Source organism: Shewanella sp. DC2-4 (assembly GCF_013248875.1).
Taxonomy (GTDB): Bacteria; Pseudomonadota; Gammaproteobacteria; order Enterobacterales; family Shewanellaceae; genus Shewanella; species Shewanella oncorhynchi.
In genome coordinates, this window is the sequence record NZ_JABRVR010000002.1 from 580469 (window position 1) to 598520 (window position 18052).

The following is an 18052-nucleotide window of genomic DNA, read 5'->3' on the forward strand; positions in this document are numbered from 1 at the left end:
TTACCGATCCCCTGCGAAGTTGTCGAAATACGCAGATAAAAATGCCGTGGCGACATCATGGATGATGGCGCAGGCTCGGGGGCACATGGATGTGCCATCTGAGCCGTTAGGCGATTTTTATTGGAGTATGAGACAGGTAACTAATGCATGTAACTTCGCTAGGGGCGTCTTGGAGAATCCAAGGAGGATAGGACGAGCAGTCCTCCTTGGTCGGGTGTGGGGTGAAGCCCCACGACTTTAACGCTTAATTCAAACGAAGTTTGAAAGTTTAAGCCCTGCGGGTGATTGCAGATCCCAATCACTCGGGATCATAGTCAAGTACTGGCGCCAGCCACTTCTCCGTTTCCGCAATGCTCATCCCTTTGCGTTTCGCATAATCTTCCACTTGATCGCGGCCTATGTTACTCACGCCAAAGTAGCGGGATTTCGGGTGGGCGAAATACCAGCCCGATACTGCCGCTGTGGGGAACATGGCGTAGCTTTCGGTGATGTTCAAGTTAATAGTCTCATCGGGCTTGAGCAAGTCCCATAACAAGCCTTTTTCTGTGTGGTCTGGGCAAGCTGGGTAGCCCGGTGCGGGGCGTATGCCTTTGTATTTCTCGCGGATTAAGGCTTCGTTGCTTAACTGCTCGTCGGCCGCATAACCCCAAAACTCTTTACGTACCCGTTCGTGCATCCGCTCGGCAAAGGCTTCGGCCAAACGGTCGGCTAAGCATTTGAGCATGATGGCGTTGTAGTCGTCATGGTTGGCTTCAAAACGCGCCACATGTTCGTCGATGCCTTGGCCTGTGGTCACCGCAAAGCCGCCCATGTAATCGGCGACGCCTGAGTCTTTTGGCGCAACAAAATCGGATAGGCAGAAGTTGTCGTTGCCGACACGTTCAAGCTGCATCCGCAGGTGATGTGTGGTCATTTCGACTGTGGTGCGCGACTCATCGGTATACAGCTCGATATCGTCGTAATTCACGGTATTGGCTGGGAATAAGCCGATAACCGCTTTCGCCGTGAGCCATTTTTCTTCGATGATTTGTTTGAGCATGGCCTGACCATCGGCGAATAGCTTTTGCGCTTCTTCACCGACCACTTTATCGGTGAGGATTTCAGGGTAATGGCCGTGCAATTCCCACGAGCGGAAAAACGGTGTCCAGTCGATACGCTCGACTAAATCTTCTAACGGATAATTATCAAATACTTGGCGACCGAGCACGTTTGGCGTAAACGGGGTGTAGTTGGCCCAATCGTGTTGGCAGCGGTTTTCACGGGCCGCTTCGAGTGACACTATCTCTTTGCGCTTGGCTTGGGATAAACGTTTAGTGCGCATGTCGTCGTATTCAGCATAGGTTTCGTCTATGGTCGCTTGGCGTGTCTCGTTGTTGATGAGCTTACTCACCATAGGCACGGCGCGGGACGCATCGGCGATATAGATAGCGCCATGGGGATAATGGGGCGCAATTTTCACCGCTGTGTGGATTTTAGAGCAAGTGGCGCCGCCGATGATCGCCGGAATGGTTAAGCCTTCACGGTGGAAGGTTTTCACGTTATGCACCATCTCGTCCAGACTCGGCGTGATGAGCCCCGACATGCCGATGATATCGATATTGTGTTCTTTCACGGCGTCGAGAATTCGCTCCACCGAGACCATCACACCTAAATCGAATACCTCAAAACCGTTACAGGCGAGCACTACGCCGACGATATTTTTGCCGATATCGTGCACGTCGCCTTTTACCGTCACCATCAAAATCTTGCCATTAGATTGGCCTTCGACCTTTTCAAGCTCGATATAGGGGTTTAAGTAAGCCACGGCTTTTTTCATCACCCGCGCCGATTTCACCACCTGCGGCAGGAACATCTTGCCTGAGCCGAACAAGTCGCCGACCACGTTCATGCCGTCCATCAAGGCGCCTTCAATCACATCCAGTGGACGTTTCGCTTCTTGGCGAGCGGCTTCGGTATCTTCATCAATAAATTCGGTAATGCCTTTCACTAGCGCATGGGATAAGCGTTGGCTCACCGGCCAGCTGCGCCATTCTAAATCTTCTTTTTTACCCACCTGCGCGCCATCACCGCGGAATTTCTCTGCAATTTCAAGTAACTGCTCGGTATTGCTTGAGCCTTCAACTGGGCAGGGCAAGTTAAGCACTACGTTTTCGACGCGCACTTTAAGCTCAGGATCGATATCGTCGTAAATGGCTAACTGGCCCGCGTTGACAATGCCCATATCCATGCCGACTTTGATGGCGTGGTACAGGAAAACGGCGTGAATTGCTTCGCGCACTGGGTTGTTACCGCGGAATGAGAACGACACGTTCGACACGCCGCCCGAAATCATTGCGTGGGGCAGGGTGGTTTTAATCGCTTTAATGGCATCAATAAAATCGACGGCATAGTTGTCGTGTTCATCGATACCTGTGGCGATGGCGAAAATATTCGGGTCGAAGATGATGTCTTCGGGCGGAAAGCCGACCTTATCGACCAACACCCGATAGGCGCGGGTACAGATTTCGATTTTACGCGCCTTAGTGTCGGCCTGACCTTGCTCGTCGAATGCCATGATAATGGCCGCCGCGCCGTAGCGTTTCACTAAGGTGGCTTGCTCGATAAACTTGGCTTCGCCTTCTTTGAGGGAAATAGAGTTAACTATGCCCTTGCCTTGAATACATTTGAGGCCAGCTTCGATCACTTCCCATTTAGAGGAGTCGATCATAATAGGTACGCGGCTGATGTCGGGCTCAGAGGCAATCAAGTTTAAAAACTTGTGCATGATCTCGGCGCCATCGAGCATGCCTTCGTCCATGTTGATGTCGATGATCTGTGCGCCGCTTTCGACCTGCTCGCGAGCCACATCAAGCGCTTGCTCAAACTTGCCTTCTTTGATCAGCTTTAAAAACTTAGCCGAGCCTGTGACGTTGGTGCGCTCACCCACGTTAACGAACAGGGATTGGGCGTCGATAGTCAGTGGTTCCAAACCGGCTAAGCGGCAAGCTACCGGAATGTCTGGCAAAATACGTGGATCGTGACGGCTCACCGCTTCGCGGATCACGCGGATATGTTCAGGCGTACTACCACAGCAACCCCCGATAATATTGAGCATGCCTTCGCGCGCCCAATCTTCGATCACGTTCGCCATGTCCTCTGGGGTTTCATCGTAACCGCCAAACTCGTTCGGCAGGCCTGCATTCGGATGCGCCGACACATAACACTCACTGATGCGGGATAATTCTTCCACATAGGGGCGCAATTCTTTTGGCCCAAGTGCACAGTTTAAACCGATAGATAAGGGCTTGATATGGCGAAGGGAATTGTAAAAGGCTTCGGTCGTTTGGCCAGTCAGTGTGCGGCCAGAGGCATCGGTAATGGTGCCCGAAATCATGATCGGCAATCTGTCTTTAGAATGCTGACCGAATAAGTCATCGAATACGGATTCAATCGCAAATAGCGCGGCTTTGGCGTTTAAGGTATCGAATATGGTCTCGACCATAATGATATCCGCGCCGCCTTCAATCAGCGCCTTAGTAGATTCTTTGTAAGCAGTCACTAACTCATCGAAGCTGACGTTGCGGTAGCCTGGGTCGTTCACATCAGGGCTAATCGAACACGTACGGTTAGTGGGGCCTAACACACCGGCGACGTAGCGTGGAATGCCTGTGGCAGCAAAGGCTTCATCACAGGCTTCACGGGCGAGGCGCGCGCCGACTAAGTTAATTTCGGCGGACAGCGACTGCATGTCGTAGTCGGCCATGGCGATGGTGGTGGCGTTAAAGGTGTTGGTTTCAATGATGTCGGCACCGGCCTTTAAGTAGTCGGTGTGAATTTGTTTGATGATGTGGGGTTGCGACAAGACCAAGAGGTCGTTGTTACCTTTGACATCTGTATGCCAATCTTTAAAACGTTCGCTGCGATAGTCCTCTTCTTCCAGCTTGTAGCCTTGGATCATAGTGCCCATGGCACCGTCTAAGATCAGAATGCGCTCTGCAAGCTGTTTGCGAATGTCTGCTAATATTTGGCTGGCTTTGGTTGAGGGTATCGTCATAAATAATTACCTTAAATACAGCTAAGTTAAGTCCAAAAATCGACCATTGTTATGCTAATTGCATTTTATTGTCGTCAGCCGACATTTTTTGAATACTTGTTCTTAAAAATTTGTTTTGGACATTTAAACGTATAGACGTCCATAATACGCGACTTATGATTGTCAGGGCAAGATGAAAGTCAAAGGCATTAGGAGCGAGAATCGAGAATCAAGAATTTAGGCCCTCGGCTTGAGTTCCTAGCATCTAGTCCCTAACTAAAAAGGCATATATGAAACAAGTTCGATTGTTATTGTTGCGCCACGGTGAGTGTGAAGGCGGCGCTATTTTACGGGGTCGTGTGGATGTGCCTTTAAGCAAAAAGGGTTGGCAACAAATGTCGGCAGCAGTTGAGTCACAGGCCAGCGTGTGTAGCGCGATCTATAGCTCGACTTCACGCCGCTGCGCCGATTTTGCCCACGCTTTTGCCGCCGAGCTGCATTCGACGGCGGCACTGATATCTGAGTCAAGGCCATTACAGGCGCAGTTTTTGTCGGGTTTACAGGAAATTGATTTTGGTGATTGGGACGGTTGCCGGCTCGATGAACTGTATCAACAAGAGGGCGAACGCTTAGCGGCGTATTGGCAAAACCCTTGGCAAACTCCGCCGCCTAATGGTGAAACTATGGCAAGTTTTGAGTCGCGGGTGAATGGGACGATTGACCAGATACTCGCCGCCGAGTTTGAACGATTGACCCTTGACTCACATAAAATGGGTAATGAAAACAGTGCCATTAATGAAACCGCTGATAATATGCCTGCCACTCAAGTCTGGGTCGTGACCCACGGCGGGGTGATCCGTCACTTAATGGCGCGTGCCTTAGGGGTTGAACGGGCGGTGGGGTTTTATAGTCAACTCGATTTACCCGTGGCGGCCGTGGTGAGGATTAATGTGCTGCAAGATGAACAGGGTGCCTGCTATTGGCGTTTAGATTGGCCGAGTGGGCGCAGGTGTTGAGGCCTTATTTCACGACCTAGGCGCTATGGTGTAGGCGTGATCGTTTGGCGAGAATAAGCTGATATGAAAATATTCTGATTTAAACAGCATTGCCTAATGGGATAGATGTAGGATAATGCTTTTCCCTGACGTTTGAACGAGATAGCGTATTACATGCGCAATGAGTGATAACGTCGCAGAAATAGGTGTTGGGAATAGACTCTCTTTGTTCGAATCGCTCCGTTGTTTTAATTCACAGTGGCGTTGTTAACAAAGAGCATATCAACCCAAACATAATAGGGAATCGGGGAGCTGCTCGTCAGTCAGCCCGAACTGTGCCCGCAACTGTGAGTAGTTTAAAGAAGCACCTAGATTCTAGAGCCTAGCTCCTTCTTTTCTACAAGTCAGGAGACCTGCCTATTTCTGTTATCGCTGCGTGCAGCCTTAGTTCTCGAGCGGGTGACTCGAGGGAGCAGATGACAATGTGCACAACCTTTTTTTATACAGGTTTGGACTCGATAGGAGCGCCGCTTAGGTGAAACTTTCCGCAATCCAAACTAACAGCCCCGTGAATGACACTAACCCGTCATTGAGCCCGTCAGTCGCGCTCAATGTGAGCCAGTTGAGCTGGTGTATCGATGGCAAAACCATACTTTCCGATATTAACTTTACGCTGCCAACGGGGCAGATGCTGGGGCTGATTGGCCCTAACGGTGCGGGCAAGTCTAGCTTATTGCGCTGTTTGTATCGGTTTGTTCGCCCGACTCAGGGCAAAATTACCCTTTTTGATCAAGATATTGAGCGCTTGTCGCCCAAGGCGTTTGCCTGTCGCGTCGCCGTAGTGCAGCAGGATACACCGCACTATTTTGACCTCACCACAGAGCAATTGGTCAGCATGGGCTTAACGCCCCACAAGGGCATGTTCGATACCAATTCGAGCTGTGATATTGAACGTATTGCTAAGGCTTTAGAGAAAGTCGGCTTGAGCCATAAGATGCACCAACAATATGAACACTTATCCGGCGGTGAAAAGCAACGCGCCTTGATTGCCCGCGCCATAGTGCAGCAGCCGCAGCTTTTAATCCTCGATGAGCCAACTAACCACCTCGATGTGCGCTATCAAATTCAAATCCTCGAATTGGTGCGTAGTCTTGGCATCAGCGTGATTGCCTCTATTCATGATCTTAATTTAGCCAGTGCCCTGTGCGACAGTTTGTTGTTGATCCATAACGGGGAAGTCAGCGCTATGGGGACGCCAACCGAAGTATTAACCGAGGCGCGAATTGGCGATGTGTTTGGCGTGTGTGCTCAGGTATCGCCCCATCCACAACATAAAAAGCCCTTAATCAGCTATTTTTATGGTTACCACCATGTAGATCATGGCCTGAACGAGCGAGGCGAAGGTGGATGACTCAGGGGGGTAAACAATATTTCATCTCATATTTGGGGCGTATCGTGACACCGTTGACGAGACAACAACTGATGCTGCTCGTATTAGGTATCATCACTTTGATAACGCCTATTGCCGCAACGAGTTTTGGTGCGGCAAACATCAGTTTTACGGATGTTATTCAAGTGTTTATCAATAAGGCGACGAACCTCACTCAAGCCAATGGCATGACTGAGCGCATTGTGATGGAGCTCAGGCTACCGCGCATTTTACTGGCTTTTGTGGCGGGTGCGGGTTTGTCACTGGCGGGCAGTGTGTTGCAAACCGTGACTCGCAATCCGCTCGCCGATCCCTATTTGTTTGGCATTAGTTCTGGCGCGTCCTTTGGCGCTGTGGTGATGTTGACCTTATTCACTGGCTCTGGATTTTTTGATAATGCGGGCATGGCGGTACATTCTGGGCTTTTTAGCGGTTCGGGTGCCTTGTCTGGATTACTTTGGTTTAGCTTGCCCTTGGGCGCTTTTATTGGTGCGAGTTTGTCGGTGTTGATAGTGCTTGCTTTGTCAGGCTTAGGGCTTAATAGTCAAGTGGAGCGCATGCTGCTCTCTGGTGTGGCGACCTCCTTTATGTTCGGCGCATTAACGAGTCTGCTGCTGTATTTCGCCAGTCCGCAGGCGACAGCCTCTGTGCTGTTTTGGAGTTTAGGCAGTTTTGCAAAGGCCAGTTGGTCCTTGTTAGTACTGCCGACACTGGTGATTGGTGCGAGTTTATTCATTATTTTAGGCATGAAACGGCAGATCATGGCGTTGCAGGCGGGGGATGAAACGGCGCATACCTTAGGGGTGAATGTGCCTAAGCTGCGGCTCAATATGTTGCTGCTCTGCTCCTTGATTACCGCTATTTTGGTGGCTACCTGTGGCGGTATCGGTTTTGTCGGGTTAATGATCCCCCACACAGTGCGCATGCTGTTTCCCGGTCGTCAGCCGATTTTATTAACGGCGCTGGTGGGCGGATTATTTATGGTGTGGATTGATGTATTAGCGCGCTGTTTATTGGGTAATCAAGAGTTGCCCGTGGGTATTATCACGGCCGCCATAGGTAGCATGTTCTTTTTGCTGATTTTGCGTAAGCGTAGAGTCATGCCGTAAATACAAGGTCATGCCGTAGGCACCTAGTCAGGACGTAAACCCAGAGTTAAGTCGTCATCCTAGAGTCATGTCGTAAGTGCCGACTGACGGGATAATCAGTATTTCTGTTGATATCCCACCCGCGATTGGAAATGCACAATTGGACATGTTCGTCATAGACGCGGGATGCGTTGTGGTTATTTAATGTAGATTACAAAGTGGAGTGTGGATGTCTCAGTCAGCCGTATCTTTTCAAATAAGCCCTGTGAGTAAAGCGCAGGATCTGGTGATTCAGCAGAAAATTGATCTTAAGACTAAGCCGCCCGGCGCCTTAGGTCAGCTCGAATCCTTAGCCTTGCAGATTGCCCGCGTGCAAGCGACTGATTTACAACAAACGGAGCAGCCACAAACGGATGTGCTCAAAATAGTCCATCCAACCATGTTAGTGTTTGCGGGGGATCATGGCATTGCCGCAGAAGGCGTGTCGATTGCCCCTAGCGAAGTGACTCACCAAATGGTGCAAAACTTTGCCCATGGCGGCGCGGCGATTAACGTTTTTTGTCGGCAGGTGGGCTTTAAGCTCGAAGTGATCGATTGCGGTATGTTAACGCCAGTTGAAGGGGTTGAAGGTATTATCGATCAACGTCTTGGCGCTGGAACGGGGGCAATCCATTTAGAGCCCGCGATGACATTGGAAACCGTCGATAAAGGCTTTGCTATGGCGCGCGATTTGATTGAGCGTCACCATCAAGCGGGTTGTAACTTAGTCGCCTTTGGCGAAATGGGCATAGGCAATACCTCCTCTGCTGCGGCCATTATGGCGGCGATCATGCAGTTGGATGTGATTGATTGTGTCGGCCGTGGTACTGGCATTAATAGCGAAACCTTAGAACGTAAATTGATGCTGATTGAGCTCGCGTTATTGCTGCATCAAAGCGCCTTAACTGGACCTAAGTCAGTGTTAGCTTGCCTAGGAGGCTTTGAAATTGTGCAGATGACGGGAGCTATGTTAGCTGCCGCTGAATGTAAAATGTTGGTGGTCGTGGACGGTTTTATCGCGACAGCGGCAGCATTAGTCGCAGTGCAAATCGCCCCCAATGTGCGTGATTATTTGATTTTTGCCCATCAATCCGATGAGCAAGGTCATCTGCGAATGTTAGAATTTTTGCAGGCTAAACCTTTATTATCCCTAGGGCTGAGATTAGGCGAAGGTACGGGGGCGGCGTTGGCGTTGCCGCTTATTCAAGCCTCAGTAAATTTTTACAATCAAATGGCGAGTTTTAGTGATGCGGGGATTGAGGCTGTTGTATGATGTGCTCTGCTAAGTCGCTTATTTTACTTATTTAAAATAATAGCCTTTTAGCCAACCGTTTTAATTTTAAACCTTGCAGCAAGTGTGAATTCACTAAGGATGCTTTATGTCAGAACGCGAAAGCTGGCACAAAGAGATAGATTTATTTTTAGTTGCCATGGGCTATTTTACCCGCATTCCTATGCCTAAGTGGGTCGAAGTCGATAGCGATAAGTTGAATAAGGCCAGCCGTTATTTCGGTCTCGTCGGTCTTCTGGTCGGTTTGTTAAGCGCCATAGTGTTTTGGCTGACGCAGAACTGGCTCCCCGCCGGCGTTTCTGTTCTTTTAGCTATGTTGGTTGGCGTCTTGCTCACGGGCGGATTTCATGAGGATGGCCTCGCCGATACCTTCGACGGTTTTGGCGGGGGTTGGACGGCGGAAGACAAGCTGCGGATCATGAAAGACTCGCGCCTTGGCAGTTATGGCGCACTGGCGCTGATGTTGGCCCTGCTGCTGAAATGGCAGTTGTTAGTCGAGTTGGCGCTGTACGATCCTGTCGTGGCGGGTTCTGCACTTATCGTCGCGCACACAGTGAGCCGTGTGGTATCAGCCAGTATCATCTTTAGTGAAAAATATGTCCGCGATGACGAGACCAGTAAGTCTAAGCCGCTATCGCAACATCAAGGCATTAATGAGCTGCTTATCCTGATCGCCAGCGGCGTATTAGTGCTGTTATTCCTCAAGGGGTTAGCGGCATTGTCATTGCTATTGGTGATGATAGGACTGCGCCGTTTGATCATAGTGATTTTTAGACGCCAGATTGGCGGTTACACGGGTGATACCTTAGGCGCGGCGCAGCAAATATCTGAAATCGTGTGTTATTTTGTATTGCTCGTTGTGGGTAACATACTGTGATCCACCTCGTCCTAGGCGGCGCCCGTAGCGGTAAGAGCCGCTACGGCGAAGCCTTAGTGCGTCAGTACACTGCGCTCGGCTTCGATGCCTGCTATGTGGCGACGGCGCAGGCGCTAGATGATGAAATGGCGACACGTATCGCCAAGCATCAAGCGGGACGATCGGACGATGGTATCGAATGGCAATTGTTTGAAGAGTCGCTCGCCCTCACTGCACTGTTAAAACAGTTAGCAAAACCTGGGCGAGTGATTTTAGTAGACTGTTTAACCCTTTGGTTAACGAATCAATTACTTGCATCGAACGTTAACATCGATGATGAACCCGCACCGACTGAGTGGAATGCGACTGACTTTGCCGTTTCCACCTTTGCCACTTCAACCTCTGACGATAAAGCTTATGCGAGTTGGCAGGCCGAGAAAACCGCTTTTGTGGATTCCCTTGTCGAGCTTGAGGGAGTGGTGGTGTTGATCAGTAACGAAGTCGGTTCTGGCATAGTGCCCTTAGGTGAGTTGAGCCGACAATTTGTCGATGAAGCAGGCTGGTTAAATCAAGCCGTGGCGACCTTAGCGGATAATGTCACCTTAGTGGTCGCTGGTTTACCCTTAGCATTGAAACCACTTTAGACTTTGGGCTCAGTCCACGTTTTAAGCTTAAGTTGCATACTTAAGTTATTTTTAGACTGAGCTGTTATGTTAATGACTGCAAACTAGAATAAGCCTTTTAAACCTATGTCCTCTCCAAACACAGACAACACAGCCTGTGCTAATGCACTCGATACCGCTGACACTCCTGTAGTTAATACGCCTGCTGTTAATTCACCTCGGCGCGCGGCAGTCTTGATGGTGCAGGGCACAACGTCGGATGCGGGCAAGAGCACCTTAGTGGCAGGGATTTGTCGTTTGCTCGCCCGAGAGGGCGTAAAGGTTGCGCCCTTTAAGCCGCAAAATATGGCGCTCAATAGCGCTGTCACTATTGATGGCGGCGAGATTGGCCGCGCACAGGCGTTGCAAGCCGCGGCCTGTTATCTTGAGCCCCATACCGATTTTAATCCTATTCTGCTTAAACCTAGCTCGGACACGGGCGCGCAAATTATCGTTCACGGCAAAGCCCTGACAACGCTGGAAGCCTCGGCCTTTTTTGGGCCTAAATCTAAGGATTACAAGGCAATGGCGCTCGGTGCTGTGCTGGAATCCTTCGAGCGATTAAGCGGTCAATATCAAACCATAGTGGTGGAAGGCGCGGGGAGTCCGGCGGAGATCAATCTGCGCGAGGGCGATATTGCCAACATGGGATTTGCCGAAGCCGTAGATTGTCCTGTGATTATCATTGCCGATATCGACAAGGGCGGCGTATTTGCCCATTTGGTCGGGACCTTGGCCTTATTATCAGAATCCGAACAGGCGCGGGTAAAGGGCTTTGTGATCAATCGTTTCCGTGGCGATATTAGCCTGTTGCAATCTGGCCTCGATTGGCTTGAAGCTTATACGAGCAAGCCTGTTTTAGGCGTGTTGCCTTATCTGCATGATTTACATCTCGATGCCGAAGATGCGCTGATAAGCTCGCCGACCAAAGGCGCTAACAGCCGCTTAAAAGTGCGGGTATTAGTGTACCCAAGGATCAGTAATCACACTGATTTTGATCCCCTGCGGCTGCATCCCGATATCGATTTTGACTATGTGTCATTGCAAACCCAAGCTGCGAGTCACGCCACTCATTTGCCCGCCGATGTATTGATCTTGCCCGGCAGTAAGAATGTGCGCGCCGATTTAGCTTTTTTACGCCAGCAAGGCTGGGATAAATATATCGCCACACACCTGCGTTACGGCGGAAAAGTGCTAGGCGTTTGTGGCGGCTATCAAATGCTAGGCCAAAGCATTGCCGATCCCTTAGGCATTGAAGACAGTGCGGGTGATACCGCAGGACTTGGCTACCTGCCGCTGAGCACAGAACTCAAAGCCGAAAAACAGTTACGGCGAGTGAGAGGTGAGCTAACGTTACTTGGGCAAAAGGTTGCTGTGAAGGGCTATGAAATCCACTGCGGTGAATCAAGCTATCTTATCCCTAGGCTTGAACAAACGAATGCGCCCTTGCAGTTAATCCCTGAATCCACATCTGTGAGCTTTGCTGATGGCTTACAAAGTGATGACGGGCAAATCCTTGGCACTTATTTACATGGGCTGTTTGATAGCCCAGATGCGTGTCAGTTGATTTTGCGCTGGGCGGGATTAAACGATGCTAAGGCGATAGATATCAATCAAATACGTGAGCAGCAACTCGATCGTTTAGCCGATGTGTTAGCCGAGCATTTAGACATGCAAAAATTACAGCCAATTTTAGAAGCATAAGTTTTAGAAGCAGACATTTTTAGCAGCAGAGTGAAGAGAAGACCATGACAGCACAAAACGACAACGAACAAGCGCAAATCAAGGCCGAACGCCACAAGGCTCGCCAACAGAAAGTGAAAGCAGGTGTGGATGCTAAAATTGCCGCCGCCCAAGAGGAGAAGGGGATTCTGCTGGTGTTAACCGGTAACGGTAAAGGCAAATCGACCTCAGGTTTTGGCACAGTGGCCCGCGCCGTCGGTCACGGTAAAAAAGCCGCGGTAGTGCAATTTATCAAAGGCACTTGGGAGTGCGGTGAGCGCAATTTACTCGAAGGTGCAGGGGTTGAGTTTCATGTAATGGGCACAGGTTTTACCTGGGAAACCCAAGATAAAGAAAAAGATACCGCCGCCGCTGTACTCGCTTGGGAAGCCGCCGAAAAGCTGCTGCAAGATGAGTCGATTGACTGCGTGATGCTCGATGAGCTGACCTACATGGTGAGCTATCACTATCTGGATGTGGAACGTGTGCTTAGCGCACTTAAAAATCGTCCACCCATGCAGCATGTGATTATTACGGGCCGCGCTTGTCATCGCTCGATTATCGAGCTTGCAGATACTGTCAGCGAAGTGCAACCGTTGAAACACGCATTCGAAGCGGGTATCAAGGCACAGCAAGGTTTTGATTATTAAACTGAGCGTGTTGTTATCATCATAAAGCGATATTTTTTATATCCATATTGGGCTGATAGTAAATGGCGGCCATACCGCCAACGATCACTGTTGCAACAATGGCAATCTTAACGACCATTGAGCTGTTTATCTGGTGAAAAGTTTTTGTCTCAAAGCAAAATAACTTTGTCGTCAGGTGGTTGGATGAATTGTCATTGCTTCCCCAGTGACTCGCCGTCTATTTCTTTCAAAATAAGCATCCATGAGGGCTCGACGGCGGCATCTGCTGCATATGGAAGTGCGAATGCCGCGATCACATGGATGTGAAATAGCGGCCATGTCGCCAACGGTCACAGGTACACCAATGCCAATCTTAGCGATTATTGAACTGTTCATTTGCCTAAAAGCTTTTGCCCCAAAGCAAGATAACTTTGTCGTCAGGTGGTTGGATTAATTGTCATTGCTTCCCCAGTGACTCGCCGTCTATTTCTTTCAAAATAAGCCTCCCTGAGGCTCGGCGGCGGCATCTGCTGCATATGGAAGTGCGAATGCCGCGATCACATGGATGTGAAAGAACGGCCATGCCGCCAACGGTCACTGTTGCAATAGTGACAATCTTAGCGATTATTGAACTGTTCATTTGCCTAAAAGCTTTTGCCCCAAAGCAAGATAACTTTGTCGTCAGTTGTGCTGCGTGAATTGGCATTGTTTCCCCAGTGACTCGCCGTAAATATATCCCTATAGGCTCGACGGCGACATCCATGTCGCCAACGGTCACTGTTGCAACAATGCCAATCTCAACTAACACTTCTGCTGTTCGTTTAGCTAAAAGCTATTGTCGGGTGGACGACACTTGTTACCAAGTGCCGTCTCCCTAAGAACCGTACGTGCAACTTTCACTGCATACGGCTCAAGCCTCCACAAAAGCATCGTTTGATACCCAGCAACTTATAAAGCAGTCAGAGCAGGTTCGTTCCAAGAGCTGCGAGCTAGCCTTTTGGACTTTCTCTTCGCCAAGTATGCTTGGTATTGAGGGTCAAATGGTGTTGCTGAACTTCGGATTTTCACATGTCTCTCGATAGGCACTTTGGCTATTTGGAAGAGATTGAACTGGCAATCCATACCCAAGAGCTTCTGCCAACCGTGAAATTGCCACTGGCCTTTTCGATTGACGAAGTATTTAAGGGCGATCCAAGTTTTAGATTTGGTTGGATGACGCCTTTTAGCCCAGTGCCATAACGCAAGGAATAGCTTGTGGCCTACATATCCAAACACCTGTTTCGCGACGCAGTGTCGATAGTAATTCGACCATCCCCTAAGTTTCGGATTTATCAGTTTGATAAGATCGTTCACGGGTAGGGTTACGTGCTTTTTGATGAGTTCACGCAGATGACTTAAGAACATCAACGTATTGGATTTACTCGGTTTAATGAGCAGTTTTCCTTTGTACTTCCTATGGTTAAAACCTAAAAAGTCAAAGCCATCGTTGATGTGAGTGATATGCGTTTTCTCTTCGGATAGTGTTAAGCCTCTTTCTGCTAAGAAGTCAGTAATCAACGGTTTGATATCGTTCTCCAGCACTTCCTTTGAAGCACAAGTGACGACGAAATCGTCGGCGTACCCAATAAAGTTGGCTCTAGTCCCCTTTTTGAGGGCGGTGGATTTTATGTGCTGCTCAAGGCCTGCAAGAGTCATTAACATCAAGGTTGGTGAGATGATCCCGCCTTGCGGTGTACCCTCGTCGGTACGATAAAACAGCCCTTTATCCATAAAGCCAGACTTTAACCATTGTTCCAACATCCGCTTATCTACGGCGATGTTATCAAGAAGCCATTGATGACCGATCTTGTCAAAACAGGCTTTGATATCACCTTCGAGAACCCATTGGGCTGATGTCTTTAGAGCCAGACACTTAAAGCACTGATCGACAGCGTCAGCAGTACTGCGGTTTGGTCTAAACCCATAGCTGTTAGGGTCGGCAAGTGTTTCTGACACGGGCTCTAGTGCAAGAAGGTGGAGTGCTTGTTGCGCTCTGTCTATCATGCACGGGATACCAAGAGGTCTGAGCTTGCCGTTTTTCTTAGGGATGTAGATACGCTTGAGCGGCTTGGCTTGATAAGCTTTTCTGCTCAATTGATTGACTGCTTTCATGCGGCGTGCATCTGTGTTCCAGATAATGCCGTCTATTCCAGGCGTCTTACTGCCTTTGTTTTTCGACACTCGTTTAACAGCAAGGAGTTTTGCTGAGCGAGAGTGAGTCAGTATCCATTGCAGGGCTTTCACCTTGCCTTGTTTACCTTCTCTTGTTGCCTTTGCAATACGCATCTGAAGCTTTAATACAAGCGACTCAGCGGCCTTCCAGTCAATGGATTTCCACGGGTTGCTGTCAGGGGAGGCACTGATTTCATGCGAAATCATCATTTGCGTTTCACCTTGAATAAAGTTCTTCAAATTCTCTCGCAACGGGAGACCAGTCGGAAGTGGGCTCACTTTCGTGCCAGACAGTTGTCTGTATCTGCATCGTTACAATGCAGCCTTTGCTTTCTCCAACATCCTATACCTGCACCGCCATCGGCTATATTGGCTTTCCCAGAGGGAGCGATACAGGCTTACCGTGTTCCGTATGTCGCGCAATGTCAGGTTAGATGCCCGCTATGGTGCGGAGAGTACAATGATCACGAAAGAGCATGGGACAATCTCTTTCCGACTCTCGTGCCTTTTGGCTACAGCGTGTTAACCACTTCCGCTGTTTCATCGCATGACGCACCTTACACGGATTCACTTACATTCATCATACTGACTACCTAGCACTCACCCGATTTGTGGTTATCAGGAGGATCATCCCCTCGCGGTTTATATCCCGATTGGTCAAAGACTAATCTTCGTTACATTGTCAGAGCCGCTACTTTATTCAGGCTCCTAGGTTCATCTGGTGATACAGAAGGTTCACTCGTTAAGCGGTGAACAGCGCTTCATACGACTTCACGTCGCACGCCCCAAAGCTTGCTAGCATTCATTTAGTGAGTCGAAAACGGACGAATAAATTGCCCTACAAAATCTCATCTATTTAACGAATGTTTGGCCCTACCGTAAAGCGACTAACAATGTATGGGTACAGTCGTATTTAAATTTAGATGCTTTTGAGTGTTTTTAAGCTCATTTTTTTACGCGTTTATCCAGCATGAAATTAACAAAACCCTTTAAAATCATTTGTATATATTTTTCCAAAATTAGTTAATAGGTTTGGAAAACGCGCATGCGCGTTTTTCCGGATGGTGTATTTGATAAAAAACTGATAAGTTCTTTGCATACAGGTAGTTAACTGTGCGCATTTTCACTGGTCTAATGAGGTAAACGCGCATGCGCACTAATAAAATGTTATGAGCTATGACCACTGATAGAGAAAGTGCTGAATACTGGTACGGTGAGTTAATCGAAGGGCTTCGCCTGATATCTAGCGAATTTGAGGTTCAAGAAAGACGTTTGCCTGAATTTGTGCACCTTCCTGATGAAGTTCTTAATGCAGTATCGTTGGATACTTTAGGGTTGGTTGTTAGTGCTGGTTTATTGTCGAAAGAACAATATTCTAAAGTACAAGTTCTAGACGAGGCATTAGAGAACATTGAATTGCCATCGGATTACGAAGAAATGATTGAGCAAATGAAATCCGGCGATGATTTTAAGGCACTAAGGTTGCATGCTCGAGATTTACTAACCTGTCTAAATCAACCATACATGGAGCCTAATATAAGTGCTATTTACGTTAAAGGCTCATAACAAGGTGCTCAAGAGCCGACGCGCGAAAAGCGCGCGCGTCTTAGCACGGCGTTATATTTCTAAGGTAAGTTATGATCTTTCCCAAGTTTAAATACCATCCCGATCCGATAAAAACTGGGAGTATAGTAGAGAGTAAAAACTCATGTGATTGCTGCAAGCATCAGCAGGGGTACGTTTACTCAGGTTCTATTTATAGTAAAAATAGGCCAGACTCAATCTGTCCTTGGTGCATTGCCGATGGTGGTGCAGCTAAAATGTTCGGAATTGAGTTTGTCTCTTTGATGCCGGCAATTATCGATCCTAGCAATCCACAAGAGATAGAATGTAGCGAAAGTGCTTTCGATGAATTGCTTCACCGAACTCCTGGGTTTTCAAGTTATCAAGAAATTGAATGGCCAAATCATTGTGGTGATTTCTGTGAATATCATGGAATAAGCACAGTGAAAGATATAAAGAATATTTCTGCTGAGCAAAAAGAACGATTGTTCCAAACTAGCTATTTAGACAAGCGTGAGCTTACAGATATACAGAGAGGTAAAGACGACGACGAATTGCACTATTTTTTAAGGTTTTCCTGTCGTAATTGTGGCGAATCCTTGTTTCAATTTGATCCAGATTAAAAATATAACAATTCGCGTCATTTGCAGCCTTCGGCTGCTGGGACGCCGCTACGCGGCGCCCATGCGCTCAACGTTATAGGTCAATCATGAAGAAGTGTATTTTTACTCTGTTAGTTATTTCTCTATTTGGTTGCGCTACAAATAAAGAGTCTTTGTCTAGCGACGCTCATGTATTTAACCTAAATGGTAAAAATATGAGCGTCTCTGAAGGTTTGCTTTCAGAGGTTCGTGAGAAATGGAAAGGTAATGGGAGTCGTATTGTTACAAGCAGCCTGCTAAACGAAGCTGATGTGCAATGGTCTCTAGACTACATCGCTCTAATGGAGGCCATTAACAGTAAAGAGTGCAATTCACTTCAAGTACTCCAAACTAGAAAATATGATCCTATCAAAGACATTGACTCAACAGGGGCCAATATAGAGCCGGGGTTATTCGACTATGTTTGGGTGGTTCAAGTCTGTGATGCTCAAAGAAATTATCGGTTAGTAAATCGAAAAGGAGATAAGTCATTTACACTTTATCCACTAAACCTATAACAAGTTTATCAACGAACGCCACTTCGTGGCTGGACAGCCTAAAGCGTGGCTTCGCCACAGGCTGCCCGTTATAAAGGCGTTATATGCCACAGGGAGATTAGGCTTGTCGATTAAACTTCTAACTGAACGTTACCAACTTACTATCCTTGCGCCGTTTCATTTAAGCGTTAATGGCGAAAAATATGTCATTGATGCCTTAATTGAAGGTTATGGTGCACGTAAAGGCATGCTAATCGTTAAAAATGCGAATACTATTAAAGACGTAAGAGAAGATATTGTAGCTTTGGGATACGGATATTCTTGTTTTGATATTAATGCCAATGATGTAGCTGAAAGCTTTCAAGAAGTGCTAGATGACTGGGGTAAAAGTGGCATATAACAAGTTGCCTAAATTCG

General features: G+C 48.2%; 16 protein-coding genes and 1 riboswitch. Of the genes, 14 read left to right on the top strand and 2 right to left on the bottom strand.

Going from position 1 to position 18052, the window contains the following annotated elements:
- Positions 1-298: 298 nt before the first annotated feature.
- A complete protein-coding gene (metH, locus tag HQQ92_RS03150) occupies positions 299-4033 on the bottom strand; it encodes a methionine synthase (protein ID WP_173243032.1) in 3735 nt (1244 codons plus the stop codon).
- Between the two features lie 269 nt (positions 4034-4302).
- On the opposite strand from metH, the gene HQQ92_RS03155 reads away from it, so the two are divergent.
- From HQQ92_RS03155 to HQQ92_RS03200, 10 genes are all read left to right on the top strand, one after another.
- Positions 4303-5028: a histidine phosphatase family protein gene (locus HQQ92_RS03155; protein WP_173243035.1), complete on the top strand. Its 726-nt coding sequence runs from the start codon at positions 4303-4305 to the stop codon at positions 5026-5028.
- 221 nt (positions 5029-5249) lie between these two features.
- Positions 5250-5443, top strand: a riboswitch (cobalamin riboswitch).
- Positions 5444-5542: 99 nt separating this feature from the next.
- On the top strand, positions 5543-6418 hold the full coding sequence (locus HQQ92_RS03160) for an ABC transporter ATP-binding protein (protein ID WP_173243038.1): 876 nt from the start codon (positions 5543-5545) through the stop codon (positions 6416-6418).
- On the top strand, positions 6415-7545 hold the full coding sequence (locus HQQ92_RS03165) for an iron ABC transporter permease (protein ID WP_173243041.1): 1131 nt from the start codon (positions 6415-6417) through the stop codon (positions 7543-7545). Before HQQ92_RS03160 ends, HQQ92_RS03165 begins: the two co-directional genes overlap by 4 nt.
- A 208-nt stretch (positions 7546-7753) precedes the next feature.
- Positions 7754-8836: a nicotinate-nucleotide--dimethylbenzimidazole phosphoribosyltransferase gene (cobT, locus tag HQQ92_RS03170; protein ID WP_173243043.1), complete on the top strand. Its 1083-nt coding sequence runs from the start codon at positions 7754-7756 to the stop codon at positions 8834-8836.
- A 106-nt stretch (positions 8837-8942) separates the two neighbouring features.
- Positions 8943-9731 carry an adenosylcobinamide-GDP ribazoletransferase gene (locus HQQ92_RS03175; RefSeq protein ID WP_028759425.1) on the top strand — a complete coding sequence of 263 codons (789 nt, stop codon included), beginning with the start codon at positions 8943-8945 and terminating at the stop codon, positions 9729-9731.
- A complete protein-coding gene (gene cobU, locus HQQ92_RS03180) occupies positions 9728-10354 on the top strand; it encodes a bifunctional adenosylcobinamide kinase/adenosylcobinamide-phosphate guanylyltransferase (RefSeq protein ID WP_173243072.1) in 627 nt (208 codons plus the stop codon). Before HQQ92_RS03175 ends, cobU begins: the two co-directional genes overlap by 4 nt.
- A 105-nt stretch (positions 10355-10459) precedes the next feature.
- Positions 10460-12076 carry a cobyric acid synthase gene (locus tag HQQ92_RS03185; protein ID WP_173243075.1) on the top strand — a complete coding sequence of 539 codons (1617 nt, stop codon included), beginning with the start codon at positions 10460-10462 and terminating at the stop codon, positions 12074-12076.
- A gap of 44 nt (positions 12077-12120) precedes the next feature.
- Positions 12121-12744, top strand: a complete 624-nt coding sequence (gene cobO / locus HQQ92_RS03190) for a cob(I)yrinic acid a,c-diamide adenosyltransferase (RefSeq protein WP_028759371.1) — start codon at positions 12121-12123, stop codon at positions 12742-12744.
- A gap of 283 nt (positions 12745-13027) precedes the next feature.
- Positions 13028-13177 (top strand): hypothetical protein, encoded by a 150-nt coding sequence (locus HQQ92_RS03195; RefSeq protein ID WP_158497610.1) that lies wholly within the window; start codon positions 13028-13030, stop codon positions 13175-13177.
- Between the two features lie 94 nt (positions 13178-13271).
- On the top strand, positions 13272-13421 hold the full coding sequence (locus HQQ92_RS03200) for a hypothetical protein (protein ID WP_173243078.1): 150 nt from the start codon (positions 13272-13274) through the stop codon (positions 13419-13421).
- A gap of 250 nt (positions 13422-13671) precedes the next feature.
- Here HQQ92_RS03200 and ltrA read toward each other — a convergent pair whose 3' ends face one another.
- Positions 13672-15144 carry a group II intron reverse transcriptase/maturase gene (gene ltrA, locus HQQ92_RS03205; RefSeq protein ID WP_173243081.1) on the bottom strand — a complete coding sequence of 491 codons (1473 nt, stop codon included), beginning with the start codon at positions 15142-15144 and terminating at the stop codon, positions 13672-13674.
- Positions 15145-16110: 966 nt separating this feature from the next.
- Between ltrA and HQQ92_RS03210 the strand changes: the two genes are divergently transcribed.
- The 4 genes from HQQ92_RS03210 (at position 16111) to HQQ92_RS03225 (ending at position 18035) form a co-directional block, all read left to right on the top strand.
- Positions 16111-16500: a hypothetical protein gene (locus tag HQQ92_RS03210; RefSeq protein WP_173243083.1), complete on the top strand. Its 390-nt coding sequence runs from the start codon at positions 16111-16113 to the stop codon at positions 16498-16500.
- Between the two features lie 71 nt (positions 16501-16571).
- A complete protein-coding gene (locus HQQ92_RS03215) occupies positions 16572-17120 on the top strand; it encodes a CbrC family protein (protein ID WP_173243086.1) in 549 nt (182 codons plus the stop codon).
- Positions 17121-17206: 86 nt separating this feature from the next.
- A complete protein-coding gene (locus tag HQQ92_RS03220) occupies positions 17207-17656 on the top strand; it encodes a hypothetical protein (RefSeq protein ID WP_028760222.1) in 450 nt (149 codons plus the stop codon).
- Positions 17657-17759: 103 nt separating this feature from the next.
- Positions 17760-18035, top strand: a complete 276-nt coding sequence (locus HQQ92_RS03225; protein WP_028760233.1) for a hypothetical protein — start codon at positions 17760-17762, stop codon at positions 18033-18035.
- The last annotated feature ends 17 nt before the right edge of the window (positions 18036-18052 follow it).

What these genes read in the sequence shown, in the direction of transcription:
- HQQ92_RS03175 (WP_028759425.1), top strand. Translation starts at nt 8,943, where the DNA reads ATGTCAGAACGCGAAAGCTGGCACAAAGAGATAGATTTATTTTTAGTT.
- HQQ92_RS03165 (WP_173243041.1), top strand. Translation starts at nt 6,415, where the DNA reads ATGACTCAGGGGGGTAAACAATATTTCATCTCATATTTGGGGCGTATC.
- ltrA (WP_173243081.1), bottom strand. Translation starts at nt 15,144, where the DNA reads ATGATGATTTCGCATGAAATCAGTGCCTCCCCTGACAGCAACCCGTGG.
- HQQ92_RS03185 (WP_173243075.1), top strand. Translation starts at nt 10,460, where the DNA reads ATGTCCTCTCCAAACACAGACAACACAGCCTGTGCTAATGCACTCGAT.
- HQQ92_RS03220 (WP_028760222.1), top strand. Translation starts at nt 17,207, where the DNA reads ATGAAGAAGTGTATTTTTACTCTGTTAGTTATTTCTCTATTTGGTTGC.
- cobT (WP_173243043.1), top strand. Translation starts at nt 7,754, where the DNA reads ATGTCTCAGTCAGCCGTATCTTTTCAAATAAGCCCTGTGAGTAAAGCG.
- cobO (WP_028759371.1), top strand. Translation starts at nt 12,121, where the DNA reads ATGACAGCACAAAACGACAACGAACAAGCGCAAATCAAGGCCGAACGC.
- HQQ92_RS03210 (WP_173243083.1), top strand. Translation starts at nt 16,111, where the DNA reads ATGACCACTGATAGAGAAAGTGCTGAATACTGGTACGGTGAGTTAATC.
- HQQ92_RS03200 (WP_173243078.1), top strand. Translation starts at nt 13,272, where the DNA reads ATGCCGCGATCACATGGATGTGAAAGAACGGCCATGCCGCCAACGGTC.
- metH (WP_173243032.1), bottom strand. Translation starts at nt 4,033, where the DNA reads ATGACGATACCCTCAACCAAAGCCAGCCAAATATTAGCAGACATTCGC.
- HQQ92_RS03155 (WP_173243035.1), top strand. Translation starts at nt 4,303, where the DNA reads ATGAAACAAGTTCGATTGTTATTGTTGCGCCACGGTGAGTGTGAAGGC.
- HQQ92_RS03195 (WP_158497610.1), top strand. Translation starts at nt 13,028, where the DNA reads ATGCCGCGATCACATGGATGTGAAATAGCGGCCATGTCGCCAACGGTC.
- HQQ92_RS03215 (WP_173243086.1), top strand. Translation starts at nt 16,572, where the DNA reads ATGATCTTTCCCAAGTTTAAATACCATCCCGATCCGATAAAAACTGGG.